This window comes from uncultured Phocaeicola sp. (assembly GCF_948499155.1).
Taxonomy (GTDB): Bacteria; Bacteroidota; Bacteroidia; order Bacteroidales; family Bacteroidaceae; genus Phocaeicola; species Phocaeicola faecalis.
Window position 1 is genome coordinate 20,043 of the sequence record NZ_CAOOSE010000029.1, and the last position, 22,377, is coordinate 42,419.

A 22,377-nucleotide genomic window follows, 5' to 3' on the forward strand; every position below is an offset into this window, starting at 1 on the left:
CGTCTGAACAAGCGGTGAGCAAAAAGATGAGGTATACCATTCATCCGTTTCCCTTCCTGAGCTTGTTCGTTTATACTCGTTTTTCCCATCTCTCTTTCGTGTTTGTTTTAATGCAACAAAGATAAGCTGTCTTTTTCTAGCTCTTTGTTATTGAATTGTTATCTTTATGTTAATTGTTTGTCCATATATAATAATAAGTTTCTGCCTTTTTCTCTTCTTCATTATTCCATTTGATATTTTTTATTTCTCCTCCATAAATAGAAGTTTGTTCTTCACTGCTTAATGTTACTATTATTTTTTCCATAATACTATATTTTTAATTATATGTATGAGTTTTAGTTTGATGTTGCAAACATAATAGGAAATTTTATAATAATATGTTATCAGAATGTTATCCGATTTTAAGAATAAGTTATTATATTTGCTACATGATAAAGACTAAGTACTTGAAAATAATCACTGCTATAAGCTTAACCTCCATATTAGCACTGCAATTTATATGGTTATGCAATACTTATGTTCTTATCAGAGATAATATATGTGAAGAAACAGACCAAATTCTATATGAGGCAATAGAAGAAGAAGCGTTAAAACGCTTTCATACAACTCCTAAAGGAACTAGTATAGAAGGGAAACAAGAAAAAGAAACAAAAGACAGCATCCCCGAAATCACTTATTTAGAAGAATAGGTTATTATATCTCTATAGAAGACGTGGATTCCATCGCTTCCACTCTGCTCTTAGAGCATAAAATAAGCAGCGATTTCATATTGAACCTTATCAATCCGAAAACCGGAGAAGTGCTTCAACAAAGCAAAGAAGGAAACTTTTGTCTATGGAATGCCATTCACTCTAAGGAAATTCCTATCCGCACAGACCTATCACAAGCTGTACAAATGATATTGGTGAATCCACATTGGAGCATATTTGCACGCATGGGAATCTTGTTGCTGACTACAGCGGTTATGGTAGTATCCGCTTTCATCGGATTGTTTTATCAAATAAAAATCATCATCACAGAAAGGAAAATAGCCCGGCTGAAAGAAGATTTCTCCTACGCCATGATTCATGACATGAAGACGCCCATCAGTTCTGCCATCATGTGTGCCAGCAGGCTACATAGCGGAAAGCTGGATGACAAACCGGAAATAAAGAACCATTATTTTACTATTGTGGAAAATGAACTAGAACATTTGTTGGCTCTTTCTAACAAAGTGCTGACGCTGGCGAAACTGGAACAACACAAACTGGAGATGAACAAAAAAGAAGTTTCATTATCTCCCATGATAGGAGACTTAATTGAAAAGTTTACCATAAAAACTGAAAAAACAATCCATTTTACTACAGACTTAAAAACAGAAAAGGTATATGCCGACGAAGAGTTTCTGAAGGAAGCAATCAGTAATCTGATAGACAATGCCATAAAATATTCCAAAGAATCGGTAAAGATAAACATCAGTTCATCAAGTGATGCCAACCATGACATTATCAACATATACGACAATGGTATTGGAATCTCGCAAAAAGACCAAAAGAAGATTTTCGAGAAGTTTGAGCGTGCATCGGCCATCAAACGAACCCGAAAAGGAGGCCCTTCAGGATTCGGACTAGGGTTGAACTATGTTTATCAGGTAATGGAAGCCCACGAGGGAAGAGTATATATTAACAGTATAGAAGGGGAATTCAGTGAATTCAGCCTGTTAATACCTAAAATAATAAAAAGCTATGATTAAACTATTATTAGTGGAGGATGATTCCACTTTCAGTTATATCGTAAAGAATGAATTGCAGGAAATTATCGGTGGCTACGAAGTGATAACCGCTACCAATGGTGCAGAAGGACTGAAAGCTTGGAAAGAATATCATCCGGATATTATTATTTCGGATATCGATATGCCTGTGATGAACGGTTATCAAATGGTGGAACGTATCCGTGAAATAGACGGGGATACTCCTATCTTGTTTACTTCTGCATTGACATCTCCCAAAGACGTGAAAGAAGGATATAAACTGGGGGTTAATAACTATGTGAAAAAGCCCTTTGTGCCCGATGAATTGGACGCACATATACACGCCATCCTGAAAATGAAGGCAGGAGTCAAATTACGCAATGAAAATGAACACTATGCATTGGGACGCTTCACCTTGGATGCCAAACACGCCACACTGCATAACAATGAAACCGGAGAGAACAAAACTCTGACGGTGCGCGAAGCCCAAATACTTCAGCTCCTGTGCGAAAACATAAATGAAATAGTGGAAAGGAGGGCTATTTTAAGTCGTTTTTGGAATACAGAGGATGATTATTTTGCCTCACGCAGCTTGGATGTCTTTATCACGAATTTGCGGAAATCACTGAAGGAGGAGCCTCTCATCGAATTGAAGAATATCCGGGGAGTGGGCTTTGTATTATTGCTAAGCTGAAAAAATACTCCTATACCGTAATGTTCCTAAACAAAATGCAGTATGGGAGTATTTTCTAAAGTCAGCCGAAAATCCATTTGGCTGCTTTGGGTACAAACCTATAAAAGAAAGCTACCACTCCCCATGAAATGGCAAAGGCTATTATGGCCGTAACAGGTATCTTTACTGAAATAGGAATAGAAAGTATATCAGCAATACCATAACTAAAACCAACCATAAAATAATGAATCAAATAAATACCAAGTCCACATTTAGTGATGTTAGAGAATAAACTCACCCAACCGGGAGATGTAAACCTTATCCGACGGATAATCAGAAACACAGCGATAGTCATCAACACAACATTAGGAGAGCAATATAAGAAAAACATCTCCATTTCTTGTTCCGTGCAATCAGGATTGGCAGTTATCGACTTAAAACCTACATAAGTCACAATATACCCGATGGCAAATAACGGTACAGCAACTCCAACTGTCTTCACCCAATTCCACTCTTTTACATCTTTTGCCAAATAATAGCCCAACAGTAGGTAACCGTTAAAACCGGCAAAATAATAAAAAGTGCCAAATGAGTTCCAGGCACAAAGCCCGAAGAGTTCTTGCGAAAAGAAAGCGTAGGCGTAAGGCAGGAACAATGTTATTCCCCAAATGCCAAGGAATATTTTTTTCTGTGAAAGATTTGCCTTCTCTATCCAAGCAGAGAAGAACGGCATATAGAGATACAGACCTATAAGCATATAAAGATACCACATCGGTACTGTGTAGACATTGAATTTAAAAGGAATCAATGCAATATTTGTCATCGCATCACCAAAAGATTGAGAAGCATCGGGCGATGCATAAGCAAAAACATCAGCTATCACAGCAGATGATAATCCCAACACACCTGTTATCCAAGGAAAAAGATTGTATAGAACAGACCATACTAAAAAAGGAACGGCAATACGCAACAACCGCTTTTTATAAAAACTTTGGATGGGCATATTAACCGGCAAAAGTAACAATCCCGTAATCATAACAAACAAGGGGACGCAGGGACGAAGAAAGGAGCCATAAATAGAACCCCAAAAATTAAACTCCGGATTAGAACGAGCTTCGGGAGAAACATTAAAAGGATCGGCACAATGAATACATATTACCATAAATATGGCGAGAAAACGAAGTACATCAACCCATACTATTCTATGGGGTTGATTGGATGGACTAGCTTGTAACATATTTCTTATTTTATATATTTACCGGCAAAAGTACAAAATAAGCCATCCAAACTTTTTTAACTACTTAAAGAAATGCCTATTTACTTTCTTAAAGCGCATAAAGTTACATGAGACATACCTAAATAAGAAGCGATATAACCCAGATTGACACGCTGAAACATATCAGGATTTTTAATGAGGAAATCATTATAACGTTCCTCTGCCGACATATACAAACGATAAATAAGCCTTCTTTCCATTTCCACAAAAGCTTTTTGATGTAAGATGCGCAACCAGTTTGCTATATCAGCATATTTCAAACATAAGGCTTCAAGTTCTGCGATAGGAATAAAATATAAAATAGAATCTTCGAGCACTTGAACCATCTCATTCTCATAGCCCTCTGTTTTACCATAAAAACTATTAGTGGAAAAAGTAAGGTCACCTTCTTTGCTAAACCAAGAGGTTACCTCTCTCCCATCCATCAGAATATAAGAACGAGCGATTCCCTTCTCTATGAAATAGACATTGTCATCTCTCTTGTCGGGTGCTATCAGAATGGTTCTTTTTGATAAAGCAAGAGGCTGCAATCTGGAAATGAGTTCATGAAGAGTTATCTCATCTATTTTGAATATCTTATTTATTGCATTTATAACTCTTTCCATAGCATATAATCGGGTTTATACATATTCCGGTTTCAGTTTCAATACGAAACCGACACCGGAATGCCTGCTGCCTTTATCAATTCTGCAATTCTGTCCAGCTCCTCGTGGGTCGCTTTTTCCAAATCATGATCGGGTGTTTCGCGGTCAATAGTATAAATCATCACTTGGCGGGGAGCTATTTCTTTTACTGTGTCCAGCCAAGGCAATACATAGTTGTCTGTCGTATTATTCACATCCTGTCCTTGGTATGTACCTTTCAGAAACATGGTTTGAATAATCAGATTGCCTTTGAACGCTTTCATCCCTTCTATGATTTTCTGCACATCATAATGTCCTACCGGACGATCCACTTCTTTGATATAATCAGCATTCACCGTGTCCAGCTTCATGATATTATTATCTATCTTGTTCAGTGCATCAAAAACATCCGGTTTATGAATGAAAGTGGAGTTGGTCAACACGCTTACCTTCGCCTGCGGAAAGTATTTATCACGCAATGACAATGTATCGTCTATAATTCCGGCAAACTCAGGATGGGCAGTAGGTTCACCATTGCCGGCAAAAGTCAGGACATCCGGTTGGGGACCGTTTTGCCGCATATCAAGCAAACGAGCTTCCAAAGCTTCACGAACCTGTTCACGGGTAGGTAATTTTTTCTTCGGACGATGGTCTTTATTAAAACCGCACTCGCAATAAATACAATCGAAAGAACAAAGCTTACCATCTTCGGGAAGAAGATTGATTCCCAAAGAAACTCCCAAACGACGGCTATGCACCGGACCGAATATAGGAGAAGGATAAATGACTGTTGACATAGTTGTTGTTTCTGTTGATAACAGTGCAAAAATACATAATGTTTTTCAGAACTTAAGCCTCAACTGCAAATAAAGGTCACTTTTCGTACTTCCGTCAATTGCCTCCAAAGCCGAACCGATAACATCCCGATTTAAATAATGCGTCATCCCATACTTTGCCTGAATCATGATGTGTTTATTCAGTTCATAGCGGGCATTTACCGCCCATCGTGTACCTTCATAATAGAATGAAGGCATAGAAAAAGCATAAAGCACATTCTTTTCATAAATCGTCAATCGTGATTCATAATCATCTGTGTTAAACCAAGAACCACTTACGTCAAACTGCAAAGGAATGGAGGTGAATTTATAACCGGCACTTTGTGAAAACAGAAATCCGTTGGAAGCCGACTGCCCCCTATAGTTTACCCGGGCATAATCCGCTATTGTTTTCAACAGCAGTTTATCCTTCAGTGCATAATTTAACTGATAACGGCATTTCTGTTGTATATAAGGAATTGTTTGCCTGATTTTATCCTCTGCTGTGAAATCTTTTTTCTTGTTTTTATAGCGATATCTTATGAACATTTCCAGTTGATAAGTAGGTGAATAACTTAGCTGAACCAATCCGTCAAAACCTTTGGTTCCCGGTTCGCTAACTAAATACTTCTTCCATGGAAAATAAAAAAAGTCTCCATAACAACTCATCCTTATATATCGTAATAACTTCGTTTCCAATCCAATATAAAATCCACTTTCATTTTGCACACCATTGCCCTCTCCTATAGAACGGCCATAAATACTTTGATATTTCGCATCATAATATCTGTTCATAACTATTAACTGTGTTCCTCCATTCGGTGAATAACTCAACATATTCATAGTGGCAACAGTACCGTTTTTATCAATGGCAGTTTCGCCTAAAAGAGAGAATTGTTTCCAAAAGATTTTATAGTTTCCTCCCACATTATAAAAGTCTTTGCCACGAGGATAGAATCTGTTATAAGGTTTTAAGTCAGGATTTAACGGCTTGTTGAAAACATTATAAACCGTTGTTAATCCCAATTCACAATACTTCCCATTATAATTTAAATTACTACCAATCAATTGATTAGTTACCATATTCTTCTTTTCAAATTCTCTATATAAACGATGGTATCCATCCTTTTTCAGCGAAGTTATAAACCGGTTATTCACAATTCCATCCATCTTTCGATAAGAATAAAAAGCATCTACCGTCCACCTTTTCGACAATTTATAACTAATTGCCATTCCCTGAAAGTAATTGTATTCGTCAGCAGAAGAATGTTTGCGAATACCGCGGCTTTTATTTCCCAATGTAGAAAGTGTAGCTGTTTTTCCCATGCCGAAATCAGTGTTCATAACCAGTCCATAACCATAGCTTAAACGATAATTACCGATAGCTAATGCCTTGATTTTTCCAATGTTATGAATTAACAGGTAAGGTGAATAAAAATCATATCCCTTTTGGTTCTGCCCGGCAAAGAAAGGTTCACCGGCATCCTTCTCTGCCGTAAGTCCCAAGTATATTTTGTCCCGATAGTGAAAACTATATCTCAAACTGTGATAATAACCATACCCTAAGTATTGTTTGTTCGGGTTCTTCTTCAATTCTTCTTTAGTATGGAATTTATAACCTGATTTAATATAAAAAGGAATATCCACACGTGTTGATAACTCTTGTTTTCCATATTTCAACACCTGTTTTAAAGTAGGCTTATATTCCTCTTTTTCAGGCTGTTTAAAGTAGATAAACGGTTGTAAACAACGAATAGTCTGTCTGTTAATATCTTCAATCATCCACAATTCATTCTCACTGAGCATCGGTCCGTTCTTATAAAGATAATACAAGATATTTTCGACTATCCGATCAGACAGAAAAGGAAACTTCTCCAATTGCTCTTTTGTTGCCGTATTGATATTGATAGGATTTTCTTTTAACTCTGACAATTCTTCAAAATTATTCTCCCACTGAAAGACTTCTCCTTCCTCTTCACCAATTAATTGCTCGGCCAATTCTTCCCAAACTTCTTGTGCTGATAGGTTATTCACCGATAAGGCTATTGTAATACAAGCAATTAACATAGATTTCAACAATCTGTTCATTTTGTAATTTATTGGTGTGTTTTAAGTTAAATAGTTTTATTCAAAGCAAGAGTAACCGCATTTCTTACTACTTTTGCATAGACAATGAAAAGGAAACTCTATATAGCTTTATTTCTTTCCTTTATAGCCATTGCTGCCTATTCCCAGCAATCGACGACTACTATAAACGGATATATGGTACCTGTATGTGTATACAAAGGAGATACCATTCCTTCATTACGGCTGCCCAATGTATACGTATTCAAGCCATTAAAATTTAAAAATGAAAAAGAAAGACGGGAATATTACCGCCTGGTAAGGAATGTAAAGAAGACTTTGCCTTTGGCTCGTGCCATCAACCGTGCCATTATCGAAACCTACGAGTATCTGGAAACGCTCCCCGACAAAAAAGCCAGAGAGAAACATCTGAAACTCGTTGAAAAAGGACTGAAAGAACAATATACTCCCGTCATGAAGAAATTAACTTTTGCACAGGGCAAACTGTTGATAAAGTTGGTAAACCGTGAAACCGACTCTTCTTCCTATGAATTGGTAAAAGCTTTCATGGGTCCCTTTAAAGCAGGGTTTTATCAGACTTTTGCCGCATTATTCGGCGCAAGTCTGAAAAAAGAATATCATCCCGAGGCGGAAGATAAACTGACGGAACGGGTGGTATTATTGGTGGAAAACGGACAAATATAAATCCGGTTAGTTCCTCATTCTTTTATAGTTACTCTTTTCTAAACTTAATCAATTTATTTGCAAACTCCCAAAGCACAATGCCTGTAGTTACGGATACATTCAGCGAATGTTTTGTGCCGTACTGAGGAATCTCAATGCAACCGTCACAAGCATTCACCACTTCTTGTTGAACACCTTTCACTTCATTTCCCATCACAATGGCATACTTTTTATCCGGCTCCAGTTCAAGCTCGTCAAGCATGGTACTTCCTTCCACTTGCTCGATAGCCAACACCGTATATCCTTCATTATGAAGTTCTTCTACTGCTTCCAATGTATGCTTCACATACTTCCAGTCAACGGTATCTTCGGCCCCTAATGCCGTTTTATGCATTTCAGGATGGGGAGGAGTGGCGGTAATGCCACATAAATAAATACGCTCTACAAGAAAAGCATCCGACGTGCGGAATACAGAACCTATATTATGCAAACTGCGTACTTCATCCAATATCACTACCAACGGTAACTTATTTGCCTGTTTAAATTCATCTACTGTAAGACGGTTAAGCTCCGTTATTTTCAATTTTCTCATCTTTGTGTATATGCTATTAATATGTATTGCAAAGATAATAACTAATTCACATAACCCTGTTGATAACGGTTGAAAACATGTAGAAAGAATGGGCATATCATTTCAAAAGTATTTCTTGCATATTTCAATAAAAGATATATCAAATGACAGAAATCAACAATCCAAAAAAGAATCCGAGAATTTAAACCGCCAATATCAACACAATTTAATCACTATTTTAGGCGTTCATAATCATAAAGTTTTTAACTTTGCATATTATCAACAGTTTGTTAATAGAAAAGGTAAAGACTGTATTATCAGAGTTTAAGCCCGTTGATTACTTATTCATATCTTTGCATTATGAATGAATAACTTCTCAGGCAAGAAAAGCAGTCTACTTTTTACTAACACTATTAACCGACAATTATCATCACTATAAATTCTTTTTTTAAGAGAAGAAAGAAAAAACATAGAAATAATGAATAAAGAGGAATGGTTGAAAAAAGGGTATGCTGCCGAACCGGTGGACAAGACCTTAGATTTGAAAGCAGAGATAAATAAGTTGCGTAAAGAGAAGAATGCGCTTATTCTGGGACATTACTACCAGTCGGGTGAAATACAGGATATTGCCGACTTTGTAGGTGATAGTCTGGCATTGGCACAATGGGCAGCCAAAACAGATGCTGACATCATCGTGATGTGCGGTGTGCACTTTATGGGGGAAACAGCTAAAATTCTTTGTCCGAATAAGAAAGTGCTTGTACCTGATTTAAATGCAGGCTGTTCGTTGGCCGACAGTTGTCCTGCCGATGCTTTTGCAGCGTTTGTTAAAGCACATCCGGATTATACTGTAATTTCATACGTTAATACAACGGCTGCTGTAAAGGCTGTGACTGATGTGGTGGTGACTTCTACCAATGCCAAGCAGATAGTGGAAAGTTTTCCGGCAGACGAGAAGATTATCTTTGGTCCCGACCGTAACTTGGGAAACTATATAAATTCGATTACAGGACGTAATATGCTGTTATGGGACGGTGCCTGTCATGTGCATGAACAATTCTCTGTTGAGAAGATTGTAGCATTGAAAAAGCAATATCCCGATGCGGCTATTCTGGTACATCCCGAATGTAAAGGAGCTGTTGCGAAGCTAGCTGATAAAGTCGGTTCTACGGCAGGCTTGTTGAAGTATGCTATTGCCAGTGACAAAAAGGATTTTATTGTTGCTACTGAAAGTGGTATCCTGCACGAGATGCGTAAACAATGCCCTGAAAAGAACTTTATTCCCGCTCCGCCCGAAGACAGCACCTGTGCTTGCAATGAATGTAATTTCATGCGTTTGAACACTATGGAAAAGCTATACAATACATTAAAGTATGAATGGCCGGAAGTGACAGTGGACGAAGCAGTAGCCCGGGAAGCGGTGAAGCCTATCAAGAAGATGCTGGAAATCTCGGAAAAGCTGGGATTATAAAATAGTAAAGGTGAATAGAATATTTTGGCGGAAGAATGTGTTCTTAGGGAATCATTATTCCGCCAAAATTATTTTTTTATGGGAAGTAAAAGAATTATAAAATGAAAATAATACTGTGGAAAAGAATAACACTCCTTTTTAGGAATCGTAGAATGGGAGATTTCGTATGCAATTTTACGGCTGTAATGCTTGGCATCATCCTTACCTTTATGGGAAGTGACTGGATAGAAAACCGGAATACGCAACGTGATGTGAAAAGTGCGCTTCAGTTAGTAAAAGCGGAATTAGAGACTAATAGAGAAACTATATTAGACGGAAAGAAAAGAATAGAACAAGAAATACGTGCTGCTCATTTTTTATTGAAAAATAAGGATAGTCTTTCATTTGTATCGAAAGATTCGTTGAGTTATTATTTTAATATGCCTTTTCAAACTTCATTTATTACTTTTACTACTGATGCATTGGAACTGATGAAAAGTTCGGCACTTTTTCCTCAAATAAAGAATAAACAATTGGGGTTGAGTATTATCCAGGCTTATGCTTCTATAAAAGCGGTTGATGCGCTATATGCCACTTATCAAAATCTAAAAAAAGAACGGAATGACTGGTTGGATACCAAGCCGGAAGTAAAGCGTTTATATGTTCAAAAACTTTCCGCTGACCAGTTATGGAGTCGTTTATTGGCTACTGATGAAGGACTTGATTTGTTGTTTCAGATTCCCAATTTGATAAACCTTGAATCCTTTGATTATCTTATAACTGATATAGATAATACTATAAAAGCTATAGAGAAATATGAATGATTATCAGGTAGGAATTGAAAGAGAAGCAAACAAGTTATAGAACTATAGAGGGTGTGTCGAAACGCTCATAAACTAAAAATCACTCTCGCTACAACTGTCTGTGACGAGGGTGATTTCGATAAAAGGGAAGTTTAAAAACACCCTCATATTTATACTTACACTGTGAAGAGTGCAAGAAACCGGCAAAGCTTCTCCACCGCCAATGCGCGATGACTGATTTTATTCTTCGTCTCGTTTCCCAGTTCGGCAAACGTTTGCTCATATCCTTGAGGCATAAAGATAGGATCGTATCCGAAACCGGAACCACCGCGTTTTTCTTTGATAATCTCACCTTTTACAATACCTTCGAATAAATGCTTCTTTCCATCCATTATTAAACAAATAACTGTACGGAATTGCGCTTTCCTATTTTGTACTCCCTGCATATTTTGCAATAATTTCTGCATATTGGCTTCCGCATTATGTCCTTCTCCTCCTGCATAACGGGCAGAGTAAACACCCGGTTCTCCATTTAGTGCCTCTACTTCCAGACCCGTATCGTCGGCAAAACAGTCTAAACCGTAGTGTTCATAAATATACTCAGCTTTCAACATCGCATTACCTTCCAGGGTATCGGCTGTTTCGGGGATATCAACATCGCAATGGATATCTTTTAAGCTCAATAATTCTACTTTCTCTCCTAGAATAGCGGATATTTCATCCAGTTTATGAGCATTGTTTGTAGCAAATACTAATTTTCGTTTCATCTTACATCGTATTTATTGAATGCAAAGATACTGAGAATGAACCAAAATAAGGTGATTCCTGACAGAATAAATATAGCCGGCAAGGAAGATAGCAGTCTATTTGTTATGTTTACTTCGGGTTCTTTATAGACAGGATAGTCCGTTTCCGTGAGTATACGTTGTGTACTGCTGTATCGCTCTTGTGGGTTAAGCCAGTGCGGGCTTTGGGGGTCTTTGGCATCTTCTTCTTCAAACCATTGCATAAAATGAGTGCAAAAATCACTTAAAGCCTTTTGGTTTTTCCGGAAGCGGATGTAGCCACTGTCTAGCCAGTATTCATTCAGTCGGTTGAAGACAATGATGGGTGAACACATTGATAATTGATTTGTTCGCTCATATTGTTGCTCTCCCGCTTGATAAAATTCATTGAGTTTATCCAGTTTGACCTTCAACATGCGACGCATTATATCGGCACGCATTTCGTGTGGAGGATAGAATGGTTCATCTTCTCGGTTTCCCAGTGCAGAAGCCGGAGCATGGTCTATAATCTGTCGTTGCTGCTGTTGATAATCTTGTTGCACTTCTTCCATTGTAGTGGGAAGAGGGAACAGATAACGTGCCATAGGCAACTGGCTGCTGGGGATGATAATGACGCACAACAGCCAGAAAATGATACAGAATAATAAACTATTCCGGGGATGACTGCTAATGGTGGAAGCAAATAATCCGAAAGCGGCGAACAACGAAAGTAATAATAAGGAAGACAGAAAAAATCCACCGCATAAAATCAGGAAGTGTATATTCATTTCAATGCCTGCCAGAATCAGAATCAAGATTCCTATCCCAATGCCCGATAGCAATATAATGCCGGTCTGCATCATTATACATATATATTTTGATAACAATAGCAGGGGGCGTGAAACAGGATAGGTAAGCAGGAATCCCAAGGTATGAGTCTCCTTCTCCCCCGAAAACGCATTGAAAGAGAATAATAAAATAATAAAAGTAAGTAAGGTGGTGACAACGAACGACCAACTGAAAGAAACATTGGATTGCATCAACGGATTCTTGACCGAGAATGCGGTGTGGAAATTATGTATTCCAAATGCATTATAGGTAAAGATGGAAGGTAATTGTTGTTCAGAACAAGGGTCTATCAGTGAGGAAAGCCGTGGTTGTAGCAAATATTCCTGTGTAATAACGGCATAGGTAGTAACCGTCCATCCATGATACTCGTTATAATTTACTTTCCGGTATTGCTCGTATTCACTTTCTGTATTTTGCCATTGACGGACAAAGGCAGTAGTTCCACAGATAAATATGCATAGCATTAATATCCAGGATAAACGGAATCTCAGGCTGCGTCTATTCTTCTTCCATTCTTGTTTTAGCAATATGGTTAGTGTCATCAGTTTATCGGATATCATAACGGACAGCAATTTTTATCGTTGTATAGATTAATATTAAACTTGTTATGCTGAAAAAGAAAAATGCATTCAGACACTCTTTTATCTGTTCACGGATACTTGCCGTTTGTTGTATGAATCGTGGTAATTCTTGTGTATCCAGTTTGGGGCGGTTTTCTATATTTTGAAGGAAATTTATTTTTCCTTCTTCACCCAAACTATCATATTCCCGGCAAACTTCGTCCATTCTTTGTTCAGTCATAAAGTCTTCTTCATTTTGTGTGGTAAAATAGGAATAAGAACTGAATAATTTATTTTCTATGAAATAATTCCATACAGTTTGTCTGTAACTTCGCACTTCATCCATATAGGACAAGTAGTTTTCAGGTGAAGTACGGCATATATGTTGTGCTGTTTCCTGGAAGATCTGTAAGGGGGAGAAGCAGGAAAACCAATAGCGTAGGCGGATTTGTCGTTCCAGTTTATTCAGATAGTCTTTTTGTAATATCCATTTTTGGTCGGCATAATCGAGCCTTATTGGTTCGCTTTCTGCATGGATGCGGCGTATGGCATGAGCAAATGGAATAGTAATGCCCCATTTGTCCATAAATCCGTCTTCTCCCATGTTATTGAAGAGCGTCATTTCAGTCTTTACTTTTTCTTCTTTTGCAATCTTTCTCCTTATTTCTTTTAATTTCTCATAGCGTTCATCATCCAGCGATTTCATTTTTGCTTCTATATTCCGGTACAAAGGAATGGGTGCCATGGTTTCCGCCAAATAACTTGATACGGGGGGAAGAACGAATACCATACCTATCCAAAGCAGGAGGCTGACGGTTAATGCCTGTTCGGAGGTAGAGGCGAGCAAAGAGATAAGTATTCCTATAAGTATGCATACAAAAATGAAACCTAATGTCAGTATGGAAAGCAGTAATATTCCATTCCAGACGGTTCCCGGTAAAGAGATTCCGGCATAAATCAGATAACCGGCACTTATGGCATAACATAATAAGACCGGTGGAATCAAAACGAAACATATTCCTCCTATTTTTCCAAAAAGAAAAGTTAACCGCTTTACAGGATGGCTGAATATCATCCGTAGCATGCCTATTTCTTTTTCATGTGAAAAAGCATCGTATGAAAATACGAGTGCCAGCAGAGAGAATACAAGTCCTATCATGCCGGTGAAGTCGGTATACGAGAAGGTATTTAGAAAAATATTTTCATTTCCTCCTGTATCTCCTTGTATTTCTGCTTGTTTATATCCTATTATAGATTGTTCTTTACCACTGTATGCGTAAGGCAGCAATGGATAAGTGTTTAATAATATTTGATTATAGATTCCCATATTGGGAGTCACTCCCTGACAAAAGATACTGAGTGGTTCGGTTTGTTTGATAACCAGCGGACGTACTTGTGACCATACATAAGCATTATTCAATGCACTGTCGGCTGTGGCTTGTCTTTGTTCGCACACTGTTTGCCGGGCACAATAATAATCTGTTCCTGTCAGTAGGGTAAAAGGTAGAAAAAGCAGACAGAGCAGCAGGGTCAGAAAGAAACGTGAAGAACGTAGATGCTGCTTGAAATCTTTCAGTGCGATAGAGTGAATCATGTTCATAGTGGAACCTCCTGCATATAATCCAAATAAATGCGTTCAATATCCTCATGTATAAATTCTTCGCGAGGGCGTAACATTACCATACGTCCTTCTTTCATAATACCGATACGGTCGGCTATCATGCGGGCGCGGAACAAGTCATGGGTGCATAGCAAAATTGATTTTCCTTTTTGTTTCAATAGAAGCAATGTATCCATCAGTTCGGCAGCACTTTTGGGGTCCAATCCGGTAGTGGGTTCATCCATCAGAATATTCGGTGTGTCTTTTTGAAGCACGCAGGCCAGTCCTACTTTTTGGCGCATTCCTTTTGAGAAGTATTTCACGCGCTTTTCAAAATCTGTCTCTTTTAGACCTACGCTTCTCATTAAGTTATAATAGGTCTCCTTTGGGGGATTCTTTCCGTTAAGGCGGGCAAAGAATTCCAGATTTTCCCGTGCTGACAAGTCTTCATAAAGCATTACGTTTTCAGAAATATAGGAGATGAACCGTTTCGCTTCTAATGATTGTCTCACACTGTCTCTTCCGTCTATCAAGGCTTGTCCTGAGGTGGGACGGATAAAGTTGAGGAACAGATTGAGGGTAGTTGTTTTTCCGGCTCCGTTTGCTCCCAGCAGGAAAAAGATTTCTCCTTCTTCTATTTGGAGGTTTAATGCATCGAGTGCCAGACTTCCGTCATCATATCTTTTGGTTAAATCAATGGCTTGCAACATATTGTGTCTATATTGAATGATTCAAAGATAAGGAGGAATTGTTTCTTCTCCTATTTTTTTTCTTTTTTTGTTATCGTTTTGTGGTAGCAACTTATTCTAGAACTTTTGTTGTGCTTTCTTTTTCAGGTGCGGATTACACGAATTTCTCTTTATACTTTCTATGAAATCCGTATAATTCGCATCTAAAATGAGTTGTAGTAAGAGTGTTTTTACAGACGGTTCAACTCCTCATTGGCTGCTCCTGTTCCTCGGTATTTGCTGCGAGTGGAATTAAATTTGTAGCTCACCGTGAGCCGTATATTCCGTGTATCGCTGTAATTCCATTTGTCGAACTGCATACAGTCACCATAGATAATGTAGGAACTGCGTTGTGAGGCAAAAATATCGTTTACACGCAGGTTTACGCTCATACGGTCATTCATAAAGGTTTTGTTCAAACTGACGTTTACTCCTTGATTGGGTTTCATCAGCATAATGCTTGAGTTGCCTTTACTTCTATAGAACAGGGTCAGGTTTCCTGTAAATGTCTTGCTGAATCGGAAATAGTTATCCAATCGGCTATTGAAAATAGGACGGTTGAAATGTTTCAAGTTTCCCATTGTCATGTTCTTGAAAAACTGCTGCTGCATTTGCAGGCTGAGAGAAGGTTCCCAAATACCGAATTTGGGAGAAAGTACCAATCCTGTGTTCAATGCTTCTATCTTGTCGAAATTCTCACGGGTAAACAGGGTGATGGCAGGGTTTTTGTCATAGGATTCGGCCACAAATTCTATGGCGTCACGGCGTTGCTGGTAGCTGACAAAAAGCTGTATCCACTGGTAACTGCCCATCAACGTAAGGTCGTGGATGGTTTCGGGTTTCAAATTAGGGTTACCCCCTTCGTAGGTAAAACGGTCATCGTATTGCAAATTACTGCTTAGCTCGTTATAAGACGGACGGCGTGTCTTGGCTGTATAACTTAATGAGAGCTGTGTTTCTCCTACAGGCAGGGCAAAAGAAATATTCGGGAACAAGTTGTCATAGTCCCGGCTTTGTTCCTCTATGCGTTTCCCTTTGTTCAAGTATTCGGAAGTGACATGTTCAAAACGGAATCCTGCTGATGCTTGCAGTTTGCCCAAAGCGATAGCAAATTCAGCGAATCCCGCCACCTTGTCTTCTTTGATTTCATTATCTGTTTCGGGCAGGTAATTCTGCGGGTTTTCATAACGGTTCAGACGACGTGTATGACTGTATTCAGCTCCGGCTTTCAGTTCTCCTTTCCCGATGGGGTGTGTAAGGACAAGTTTAGCGGCATATAGGCGGTTGTCATTCAGGTTACTGGCAGTGACGTGGCGGTCTTCGTATTCTTCACTGATTTCCAGCACATTTTGATATTGGCGTGTTTCTCCACTATAATAATCGGCGTTGAAGTTAATTCCTAGCTTTCCGATGTTGCCCAGATAATAAGTGTTGATACGGTGAGAAAAATCATTGTTATTCCAATCGTAATCATAATGTTGTTTATCATAGAATGAGCCGTCAGCTATGATTTCGTAATCGGAAGTCATTTTTAGATTGCTTTTAGGCGAACGGTTGAAAGTATATCGTGCCCCTAGAGAATGGTTGCTGTTTACCATATAGTTGAATCCGCCCTCGGTGTTGATATAATGGCTTTTGGCATTCATGTCCATTTCAGATTGATGCTGCCAAATGGTATCTACTTCTATATAATGCTTGTCTCTTTGTTCCTGATAGTTACCCATACGCGAATAGTAGATATTGGCAAACAAATCCAATCCTCCGTGACGGTAATTCATGTTCAGTTGTTCAGAGTGATTGAAGTTGTGGTCTTGGATGACACTGGCATTGATGTTCGTACTGAAGCCCTCGCCTTTAGGTTTCACTGTTTTAATTTTAATGACTGATTTTACAGTTACATCATATTCGGCTCCCGGGTTGGTGATGACTTCTACGCTTTGTATGTCTTTAGAACTCAAACGTTCCAGTTCGCTGAGGTCACGGAGTTGACGTCCGTTCAGATAAATCAATGGAGTACCTTTTCCAAAGACGGTGAATTGGCCATTGTCACCTTGTACAAAAGGGATATGGCCCAGTACGTCATTAGCTGTTCCGGCAGTACTTAGCAAGGAATTGGAAACATTGGTGACAAGTGCGTTTCCTTTCATTTTATAAGTAGGACGGCGGGCAGTAACTACAGCTTCTTGCAACAGAATTGCATCGGATTTCAGAGTTAGGGTACCGATATTTCCCGATTGACACTTCTTATAGATTGTTTTATATCCTACGGAGGAAGCTTTCAGAATATAAGTTTTTCCGTTCACCTTGTCTAATATGAAATCTCCGTCAGTATTAGTGATAGTTCCCTGTACAAAGCTGGAATCAGTCGGGTTTAACAATATAATGTTGGCATATTCCAACGGCACATTGGTTTCGTCTATTAATTTCCCGGTAATGGTTTGTGCTTGTGCGGCGGTTATTCCTGTCAGCAGCAAAGCTAGAAGTAATTTTATCGCTTTCATATTTTATTGATATTATTGGTTATTCCTGTCGGGTGGGTAACAAATTACCCAATGATTCTTTATTTCTTTTCTATTTACTATATAAAATACAATTCCCATGCCAAAATGGAAGATGTATTGATAATCAAACGGTTACTATGAAAAGCTAATGGAGAGTATATTGAATTTGAGAAAATGATTACCCAATTGTGAGTAAATAGTTACTCATTTTATATCATTTTTTATTTTAAAACAATATCTTTGTGAGTATAAATAGAACCTATTATGTTTCATCTTTTTCCTACCACTCATTCTGTTGAATTAAAACAACTTTTGTCGGAGTTCAACCGTTCGCTCATGCTGATTGTTGATAAACAGTTATTAATCAGTAACTTTTTGTCGAAGGTTAATCAAATAACTCCTGTGCAGGGTATTTTTCTTTTTCTTCCTGATGAGAATACGGAGAAATATAAAATGCAGGGATTGGAAGACAAGAATGTTTCCTATTTTATGGGAAGAGGAAAATTGGTGAACTGGTTGGCTGTGAATGAACGTCCGTTGATTGTTTCGAAAAGTTCCTCTCTCCTCTCCTATTTTTCTGAGGAGGAGCGAAAATTGCTGGCCCGGCTGAATGCGGAGTTAGTCTATCCATTGAATGTAATGAACCGAATTAGTGGTATTCTGGTAATGGGGAAAAAAATGAATGGAAAAGAATTTGATAAGAAAGAGCTGGAATTACTTTCTTTATTGTTGGGACAGGCTGCTTTTGCCATTGAACATGCCTCGCTTTATGAAATTCAACGAGATCGCTTGAAACGGATGTATCGCACAGACCGTTTGGCTGTATTGGGAGAACTGGCGGCCGGGGCAGCCCACGAAATAAAAAATCCGCTTACTTCTATCCGCAGCACTATTCAATATTTGAGTAATGACTTTGATGTTGAGAGTGAAAAAGGGCAGATGATGCATGAGTTATTGAATGAAACAGAACGTATTAACAAGATTGTGCAAGGTTTGCTTTCTTTTGCTCGTCCATCTGAGTTAAATTCTATGGAAGTCAACCTGGAACAGCTTATTAACCAGACTTTGTTACTTGTTAACAACACGTTGAGAAAGCAGCAGATAGAAGTGGAATTTGAATATTTCACCGAACAGACTACCATTATGGGAGATGCGGAGCAACTAAAACAGGTATGTCTGAATATTATTCTGAATGCGGTGGAAGCAATGAAGGAAAATGACGACTCCCATCCCCGAACTTTATATATAAGTATGGAAGAAGGTGCCCTGATTGATGTCCGCAGTCGTTATCTGTTGATTTCATTTGAGGATACGGGAAAAGGAATTGATGGGGAAAATATTGAGAATGTATTCAATCCCTTCTTCACTACCAAAGAAGAAGGAACAGGACTGGGACTTGCCATCTGTTACGGTATTATCAACCGACATAAGGGAGAGCTGGAAGTCCGTAGTACTCTTGGAAAAGGAACTTGTTTTACGATTAAACTCCCCCAACATATATGAAAGGAAAGGTATTGATAGCGGATGATGAACCGCGTATACGGAAGATAATAACTCTTTTATTATCGCAGGAAGGATATGAAGTCAAGTCGGTAGAGAACGGTAAAGAGGCTGTTGCCGAAGCTACTTTGTTTAATCCTGATGTAATTCTTCTGGACCAGCAAATGCCGATAATGAATGGAACGGAAGCCTTGGATAAAATACGACTCATGCGTCCTAATCAGGTTATGATGTTGGTAACAGCTTTCGGCACTATTTCGTTGGCGGTGGATGCTGTAAAAAAAGGAGCGTATGATTTTATAGAAAAACCTTTTGATAATGATGATTTGCTGTTGAAAGTGAAGCGTGCTGTGGAACACAGTCGTCTGAAAGGAGAGATTCATCAATTAAAGAAGCGTTTGGGAGAGGGAGAACGTCCGATTATCGGTAGCGAAGGCGGACTCCGAATGGTAATGGAACAAGTAAACCGCGTGGCAAGGACTGAAGCTACCGTGTTTATTCATGGAGAAAGCGGAACCGGAAAAGAGTTAATTGCCCGTGCGGTGCATGTACGCAGCAAACGGAGTGAAAGGCCTTTTATAGCAATCAACTGTGGTGCTATTCCTCTTTCTTTGATAGAAAATGAATTGTTCGGACACGAAAAAGGGGCTTTTACCGATGCTAAAGAAGCCCAGCCGGGTATCTTTGAACAAGCAGAAGGAGGAACACTTTTTCTGGATGAGATTGGTGAATTGCCGATGGATGCGCAAGTGAAACTTCTTCGTGTACTGGAAGAGAGGAAAGTGACTCGTATCGGGGGAACAAAACAAATTCCGGTTAATGTGCGTATTGTAGCCGCTACCAATCGTAATTTGGAAGAAGAAGTGAAACAAGGCAATTTCCGGCTGGATTTGTTGTATCGGCTGAATGTATTTACATTAGAACTTCCACCCCTGAGGGAACGTAAAGAAGATATTCCTTTATTGACTGATTTCTTTATCTGCAAGCACAATGAGGCATTAAATCTGTCAGTGAAAAGTATTACTCCGGCAGCGATGGATAAACTTTGTATTTATGACTGGCCGGGAAATATCCGTGATTTGGAAAATGCCATTCAGAGTGCCATGATTCTTAGTCTGGAGGGAACGATTGATGTGCAGCAGCTTCCTGTGCGTATCAAAGGGTATGAGCAAAATGATATCCCTTTATCTTTAGGTGATAATAATGATATCCGTGAAGTGAATGCCCAAGTAGAAAAGGAGTTGATACAAGAGACATTAAGAAAGTTTGCCGGAAACCGTACACTTACGGCTGAGGCTTTGAATATTAGCCGGAAGACTTTATTCAACAAAATGAAAAAATACGGATTATAATAGAATTGATAATATAATTTATATAGAAACACCCTGCTTGGTATTGCGCGATTGAAAAGAAGACGATATTCCATTTTTTTGTGTGAATAAACAATGATGAACGGGTAATGCAAAAAATAGGGATGCGTTTTGTGAAGGAGTTCAATCATCCGTTGGTAAAGTACGACCGTCCGCTATGCAAACATGTCTTATATGTAATGACACTCTAAACAAACTTATAAATATAGTTAATTAATGGTTCTTTTTCGCCTTTAAATGATAATGACTAAAAATTTAGTCATATATTTAGTTCGTACTTATCAATCTAATAAGTTATGGAACTAACAAAGGCAGAAGAACAAATATTGCATTATTTATGGAAGTTGGAGGAAGCTACCGTACAGGATATACTTTCGTGTATGAATGACGCAGGAAAACCTTCACGCACTACCGTATCCACTATTATTCGTATTCTTGAAAACAAAGGGGCGGTCAGTCATAAACCGGGTACAGGGCGCGGTTACATTTATTATCCTTTGGTTAAAAAAGAAGAGTACTCTCGCAAACAGCTTTTTGGCTTTATCAGCCGTTATTTTGATAACTCCTTTTCATCCTTGGCTTCTTTTTTTGCCAAAGAAAGTAATATGACGGCAGAAGAGTTGGATGTGCTGTTGGAAGAAACCAGACGGAAATTGGAAAATGAAAAAGGGAAGGAGTAATTATGTGGATGTTACTCTTAAAAATTTGTTTGCTGACCACCCTTTTTTATAGTTTATATCATTGGGCATTGCGTGGAAATACCTTTTTCAGATTTAATCGGGTATATCTTTTAGCGGGAATGCTTATGGCTTTAGCACTGCCTTTTGTCCCTCTATATTATGCTGTGCCAACGGTCAGTGAGACTGATTTGCCGGAAACGGCTTTTCGGATTGGCAATATCATCAGTATAGAAATGAAAGTCAATGAATCTGTCAATTTCAGTCAGATAGGCTGTCTCATTTATATTTCGGGACTTATTGTACTTTTGTTATCTCGTATGTGGACTGTTTTCCGGTTGTTCCGATGTATTCGCAACGGTTCGAAAGAAGTTTTTTGCGGTATTGTTTCGATAGAGACACCGATGGTTCAATCTTCTTTCTCTTTCCTTCGTTATATAGTGCTTCCACAAGGGATGAAAGAAGCGGATAAAAATGTAATTCTTACACACGAAGAGACTCATATTCGCCAATGGCATTGCGTTGATTTATTGTTGGGAGATATTTTTTGTATCATACAGTGGTTCAACCCTACTGCTTGGCTGTATAAACGTGACTTGGTGGAAAACCATGAGTTTTTGGCGGATAGTAATGCCGGGAATGTGGCGGGAATGGATGTTTATAAGGAGACACTTACCCGATATTGGTTATATGGAACCATGAAAAGTTTGGTTAATCCGTTTGCATATTCTACCCGATTAATGCGTCTTTCCATGTTGAAAAAGCCTTCTTCTCACGGCATACAAAAATGTTGGACAGTAGCTCTTGTTCCTTTATTATTGCTGTATGTCTGGATATTTGCAGTTCCGGTATCGAGTGCAGAGGCTACAGATTTTCAGCAGGTGACGGTAATAGGAAAGATTACGGATGAAACTGGACAGGAAATAGTGGCTGCCTCTGTATTTGTTCCTCAAAAATCATTTGGAACGATTAGTGATATCAATGGCAACTATCAGTTGTCGGTTGGAAAAAGGGATACGGTTTATATTTCGGCAGCCGGTTATGAAAAACAAAAAGTATGTGTATCCGATTATGCAGTAGAAAATGGTGAGCTAATGATTGACGTGCTTTTACAATCGATAGCGGAATTAAAATGAAGGA

At 38.6% G+C, this 22,377-nt stretch carries 21 protein-coding genes and 1 pseudogene; 11 read left to right on the forward strand and 11 right to left on the reverse strand.

Features of this window, described 5'->3' with window-relative positions; translation table 11 throughout:
- Window positions 1-169: 169 nt before the first annotated feature.
- The gene (locus tag QYT14_RS15965) at window positions 170-304 is read right to left on the reverse strand and encodes a hypothetical protein (RefSeq protein WP_288325982.1); all 135 of its coding nucleotides are present in this window, start codon (window positions 302-304) and stop codon (window positions 170-172) included.
- A 124-nt stretch (window positions 305-428) separates the two neighbouring features.
- Here QYT14_RS15965 and QYT14_RS15970 point away from each other — a divergent pair, with 124 nt between their 5' ends.
- Genes QYT14_RS15970 through QYT14_RS15980 form a run of 3 tightly spaced genes read left to right on the forward strand, consistent with a single transcriptional unit; the run spans window position 429 to window position 2,423 of the window.
- Window positions 429-689 carry a hypothetical protein gene (locus tag QYT14_RS15970; protein WP_288325980.1) on the forward strand — a complete coding sequence of 87 codons (261 nt, stop codon included), beginning with the start codon at window positions 429-431 and terminating at the stop codon, window positions 687-689.
- A gap of 23 nt (window positions 690-712) precedes the next feature.
- On the forward strand, window positions 713-1,732 hold the full coding sequence (locus tag QYT14_RS15975; RefSeq protein WP_288325978.1) for a HAMP domain-containing sensor histidine kinase: 1,020 nt from the start codon (window positions 713-715) through the stop codon (window positions 1,730-1,732).
- Complete coding sequence (locus tag QYT14_RS15980; protein ID WP_237040264.1) at window positions 1,725-2,423, forward strand: response regulator transcription factor; 699 nt, start codon at window positions 1,725-1,727, stop codon at window positions 2,421-2,423. The genes QYT14_RS15975 and QYT14_RS15980 overlap by 8 nt, the downstream gene beginning before the upstream one ends.
- A 61-nt stretch (window positions 2,424-2,484) precedes the next feature.
- Here QYT14_RS15980 and QYT14_RS15985 read toward each other — a convergent pair whose 3' ends face one another.
- The 4 genes from QYT14_RS15985 to QYT14_RS16000 all read right to left on the reverse strand — a co-directional run bounded on the left by QYT14_RS15985 (window position 2,485) and on the right by QYT14_RS16000 (window position 7,216).
- The gene (locus tag QYT14_RS15985) at window positions 2,485-3,639 is read right to left on the reverse strand and encodes an acyltransferase family protein (protein WP_288325977.1); all 1,155 of its coding nucleotides are present in this window, start codon (window positions 3,637-3,639) and stop codon (window positions 2,485-2,487) included.
- Between the two features lie 80 nt (window positions 3,640-3,719).
- Window positions 3,720-4,283 carry a Crp/Fnr family transcriptional regulator gene (locus tag QYT14_RS15990; RefSeq protein WP_237040266.1) on the reverse strand — a complete coding sequence of 188 codons (564 nt, stop codon included), beginning with the start codon at window positions 4,281-4,283 and terminating at the stop codon, window positions 3,720-3,722.
- A gap of 38 nt (window positions 4,284-4,321) precedes the next feature.
- Window positions 4,322-5,098, reverse strand: coding sequence for a radical SAM protein (locus tag QYT14_RS15995; RefSeq protein ID WP_237040267.1), 777 nt, complete (start codon window positions 5,096-5,098; stop codon window positions 4,322-4,324).
- Between the two features lie 45 nt (window positions 5,099-5,143).
- Window positions 5,144-7,216, reverse strand: a complete 2,073-nt coding sequence (locus QYT14_RS16000) for a helix-hairpin-helix domain-containing protein (RefSeq protein WP_288326002.1) — start codon at window positions 7,214-7,216, stop codon at window positions 5,144-5,146.
- Window positions 7,217-7,378: 162 nt separating this feature from the next.
- Here QYT14_RS16000 and QYT14_RS16005 point away from each other — a divergent pair, with 162 nt between their 5' ends.
- Window positions 7,379-7,885, forward strand: coding sequence for a DUF4294 domain-containing protein (locus QYT14_RS16005; protein WP_005945093.1), 507 nt, complete (start codon window positions 7,379-7,381; stop codon window positions 7,883-7,885).
- 28 nt (window positions 7,886-7,913) lie between these two features.
- Here the strand turns inward: QYT14_RS16005 and QYT14_RS16010 are convergent, their stop codons facing one another.
- Window positions 7,914-8,456 carry an RNA methyltransferase gene (locus QYT14_RS16010; RefSeq protein WP_237040268.1) on the reverse strand — a complete coding sequence of 181 codons (543 nt, stop codon included), beginning with the start codon at window positions 8,454-8,456 and terminating at the stop codon, window positions 7,914-7,916.
- Window positions 8,457-8,913: 457 nt separating this feature from the next.
- Between QYT14_RS16010 and nadA the strand changes: the two genes are divergently transcribed.
- Window positions 8,914-9,906 (forward strand): quinolinate synthase NadA, encoded by a 993-nt coding sequence (nadA, locus tag QYT14_RS16015; RefSeq protein WP_288325976.1) that lies wholly within the window; start codon window positions 8,914-8,916, stop codon window positions 9,904-9,906.
- 101 nt (window positions 9,907-10,007) lie between these two features.
- The gene (locus tag QYT14_RS16020; RefSeq protein WP_288325975.1) at window positions 10,008-10,709 is read left to right on the forward strand and encodes a hypothetical protein; all 702 of its coding nucleotides are present in this window, start codon (window positions 10,008-10,010) and stop codon (window positions 10,707-10,709) included.
- A 155-nt stretch (window positions 10,710-10,864) separates the two neighbouring features.
- Here QYT14_RS16020 and QYT14_RS16025 read toward each other — a convergent pair whose 3' ends face one another.
- The 5 genes from QYT14_RS16025 to QYT14_RS16045 all read right to left on the reverse strand — a co-directional run bounded on the left by QYT14_RS16025 (window position 10,865) and on the right by QYT14_RS16045 (window position 17,690).
- Window positions 10,865-11,455, reverse strand: a complete 591-nt coding sequence (locus tag QYT14_RS16025) for a non-canonical purine NTP diphosphatase (RefSeq protein ID WP_288325973.1) — start codon at window positions 11,453-11,455, stop codon at window positions 10,865-10,867.
- Entirely contained in the window at window positions 11,452-12,861 is a 1,410-nt protein-coding gene (locus QYT14_RS16030) for an ABC transporter permease (protein ID WP_288325971.1), read from the reverse strand. The genes QYT14_RS16025 and QYT14_RS16030 overlap by 4 nt, the downstream gene beginning before the upstream one ends.
- On the reverse strand, window positions 12,848-14,461 hold the full coding sequence (locus QYT14_RS16035) for an ABC transporter permease subunit (RefSeq protein WP_288325970.1): 1,614 nt from the start codon (window positions 14,459-14,461) through the stop codon (window positions 12,848-12,850). The genes QYT14_RS16030 and QYT14_RS16035 overlap by 14 nt, the downstream gene beginning before the upstream one ends.
- Window positions 14,458-15,171, reverse strand: coding sequence for an ABC transporter ATP-binding protein (locus QYT14_RS16040; protein ID WP_288325969.1), 714 nt, complete (start codon window positions 15,169-15,171; stop codon window positions 14,458-14,460). Before QYT14_RS16040 ends, QYT14_RS16035 begins: the two co-directional genes overlap by 4 nt.
- Window positions 15,172-15,380: 209 nt before the next feature.
- On the reverse strand, window positions 15,381-17,690 hold the full coding sequence (locus tag QYT14_RS16045; protein ID WP_288325968.1) for an outer membrane beta-barrel family protein: 2,310 nt from the start codon (window positions 17,688-17,690) through the stop codon (window positions 15,381-15,383).
- 264 nt (window positions 17,691-17,954) lie between these two features.
- Between QYT14_RS16045 and QYT14_RS16050 the strand changes: the two genes are divergently transcribed.
- The 5 genes and pseudogenes from QYT14_RS16050 (at window position 17,955) to QYT14_RS16070 (ending at window position 22,373) form a co-directional block, all read left to right on the forward strand.
- Complete coding sequence (locus QYT14_RS16050; RefSeq protein WP_288325967.1) at window positions 17,955-19,193, forward strand: ATP-binding protein; 1,239 nt, start codon at window positions 17,955-17,957, stop codon at window positions 19,191-19,193.
- Complete coding sequence (locus QYT14_RS16055) at window positions 19,190-20,542, forward strand: sigma-54 dependent transcriptional regulator (RefSeq protein ID WP_288325966.1); 1,353 nt, start codon at window positions 19,190-19,192, stop codon at window positions 20,540-20,542. The genes QYT14_RS16050 and QYT14_RS16055 overlap by 4 nt, the downstream gene beginning before the upstream one ends.
- A 98-nt stretch (window positions 20,543-20,640) precedes the next feature.
- Window positions 20,641-20,751 (forward strand): annotated as a pseudogene (locus tag QYT14_RS16060) (GNAT family N-acetyltransferase); the annotation flags it as partial.
- Window positions 20,752-20,856: 105 nt separating this feature from the next.
- Entirely contained in the window at window positions 20,857-21,240 is a 384-nt protein-coding gene (locus QYT14_RS16065; protein ID WP_288325965.1) for a BlaI/MecI/CopY family transcriptional regulator, read from the forward strand.
- Window positions 21,241-21,365: 125 nt separating this feature from the next.
- Window positions 21,366-22,373 (forward strand): carboxypeptidase-like regulatory domain-containing protein, encoded by a 1,008-nt coding sequence (locus QYT14_RS16070; protein WP_288325964.1) that lies wholly within the window; start codon window positions 21,366-21,368, stop codon window positions 22,371-22,373.
- Window positions 22,374-22,377: the final 4 nt, after the last annotated feature.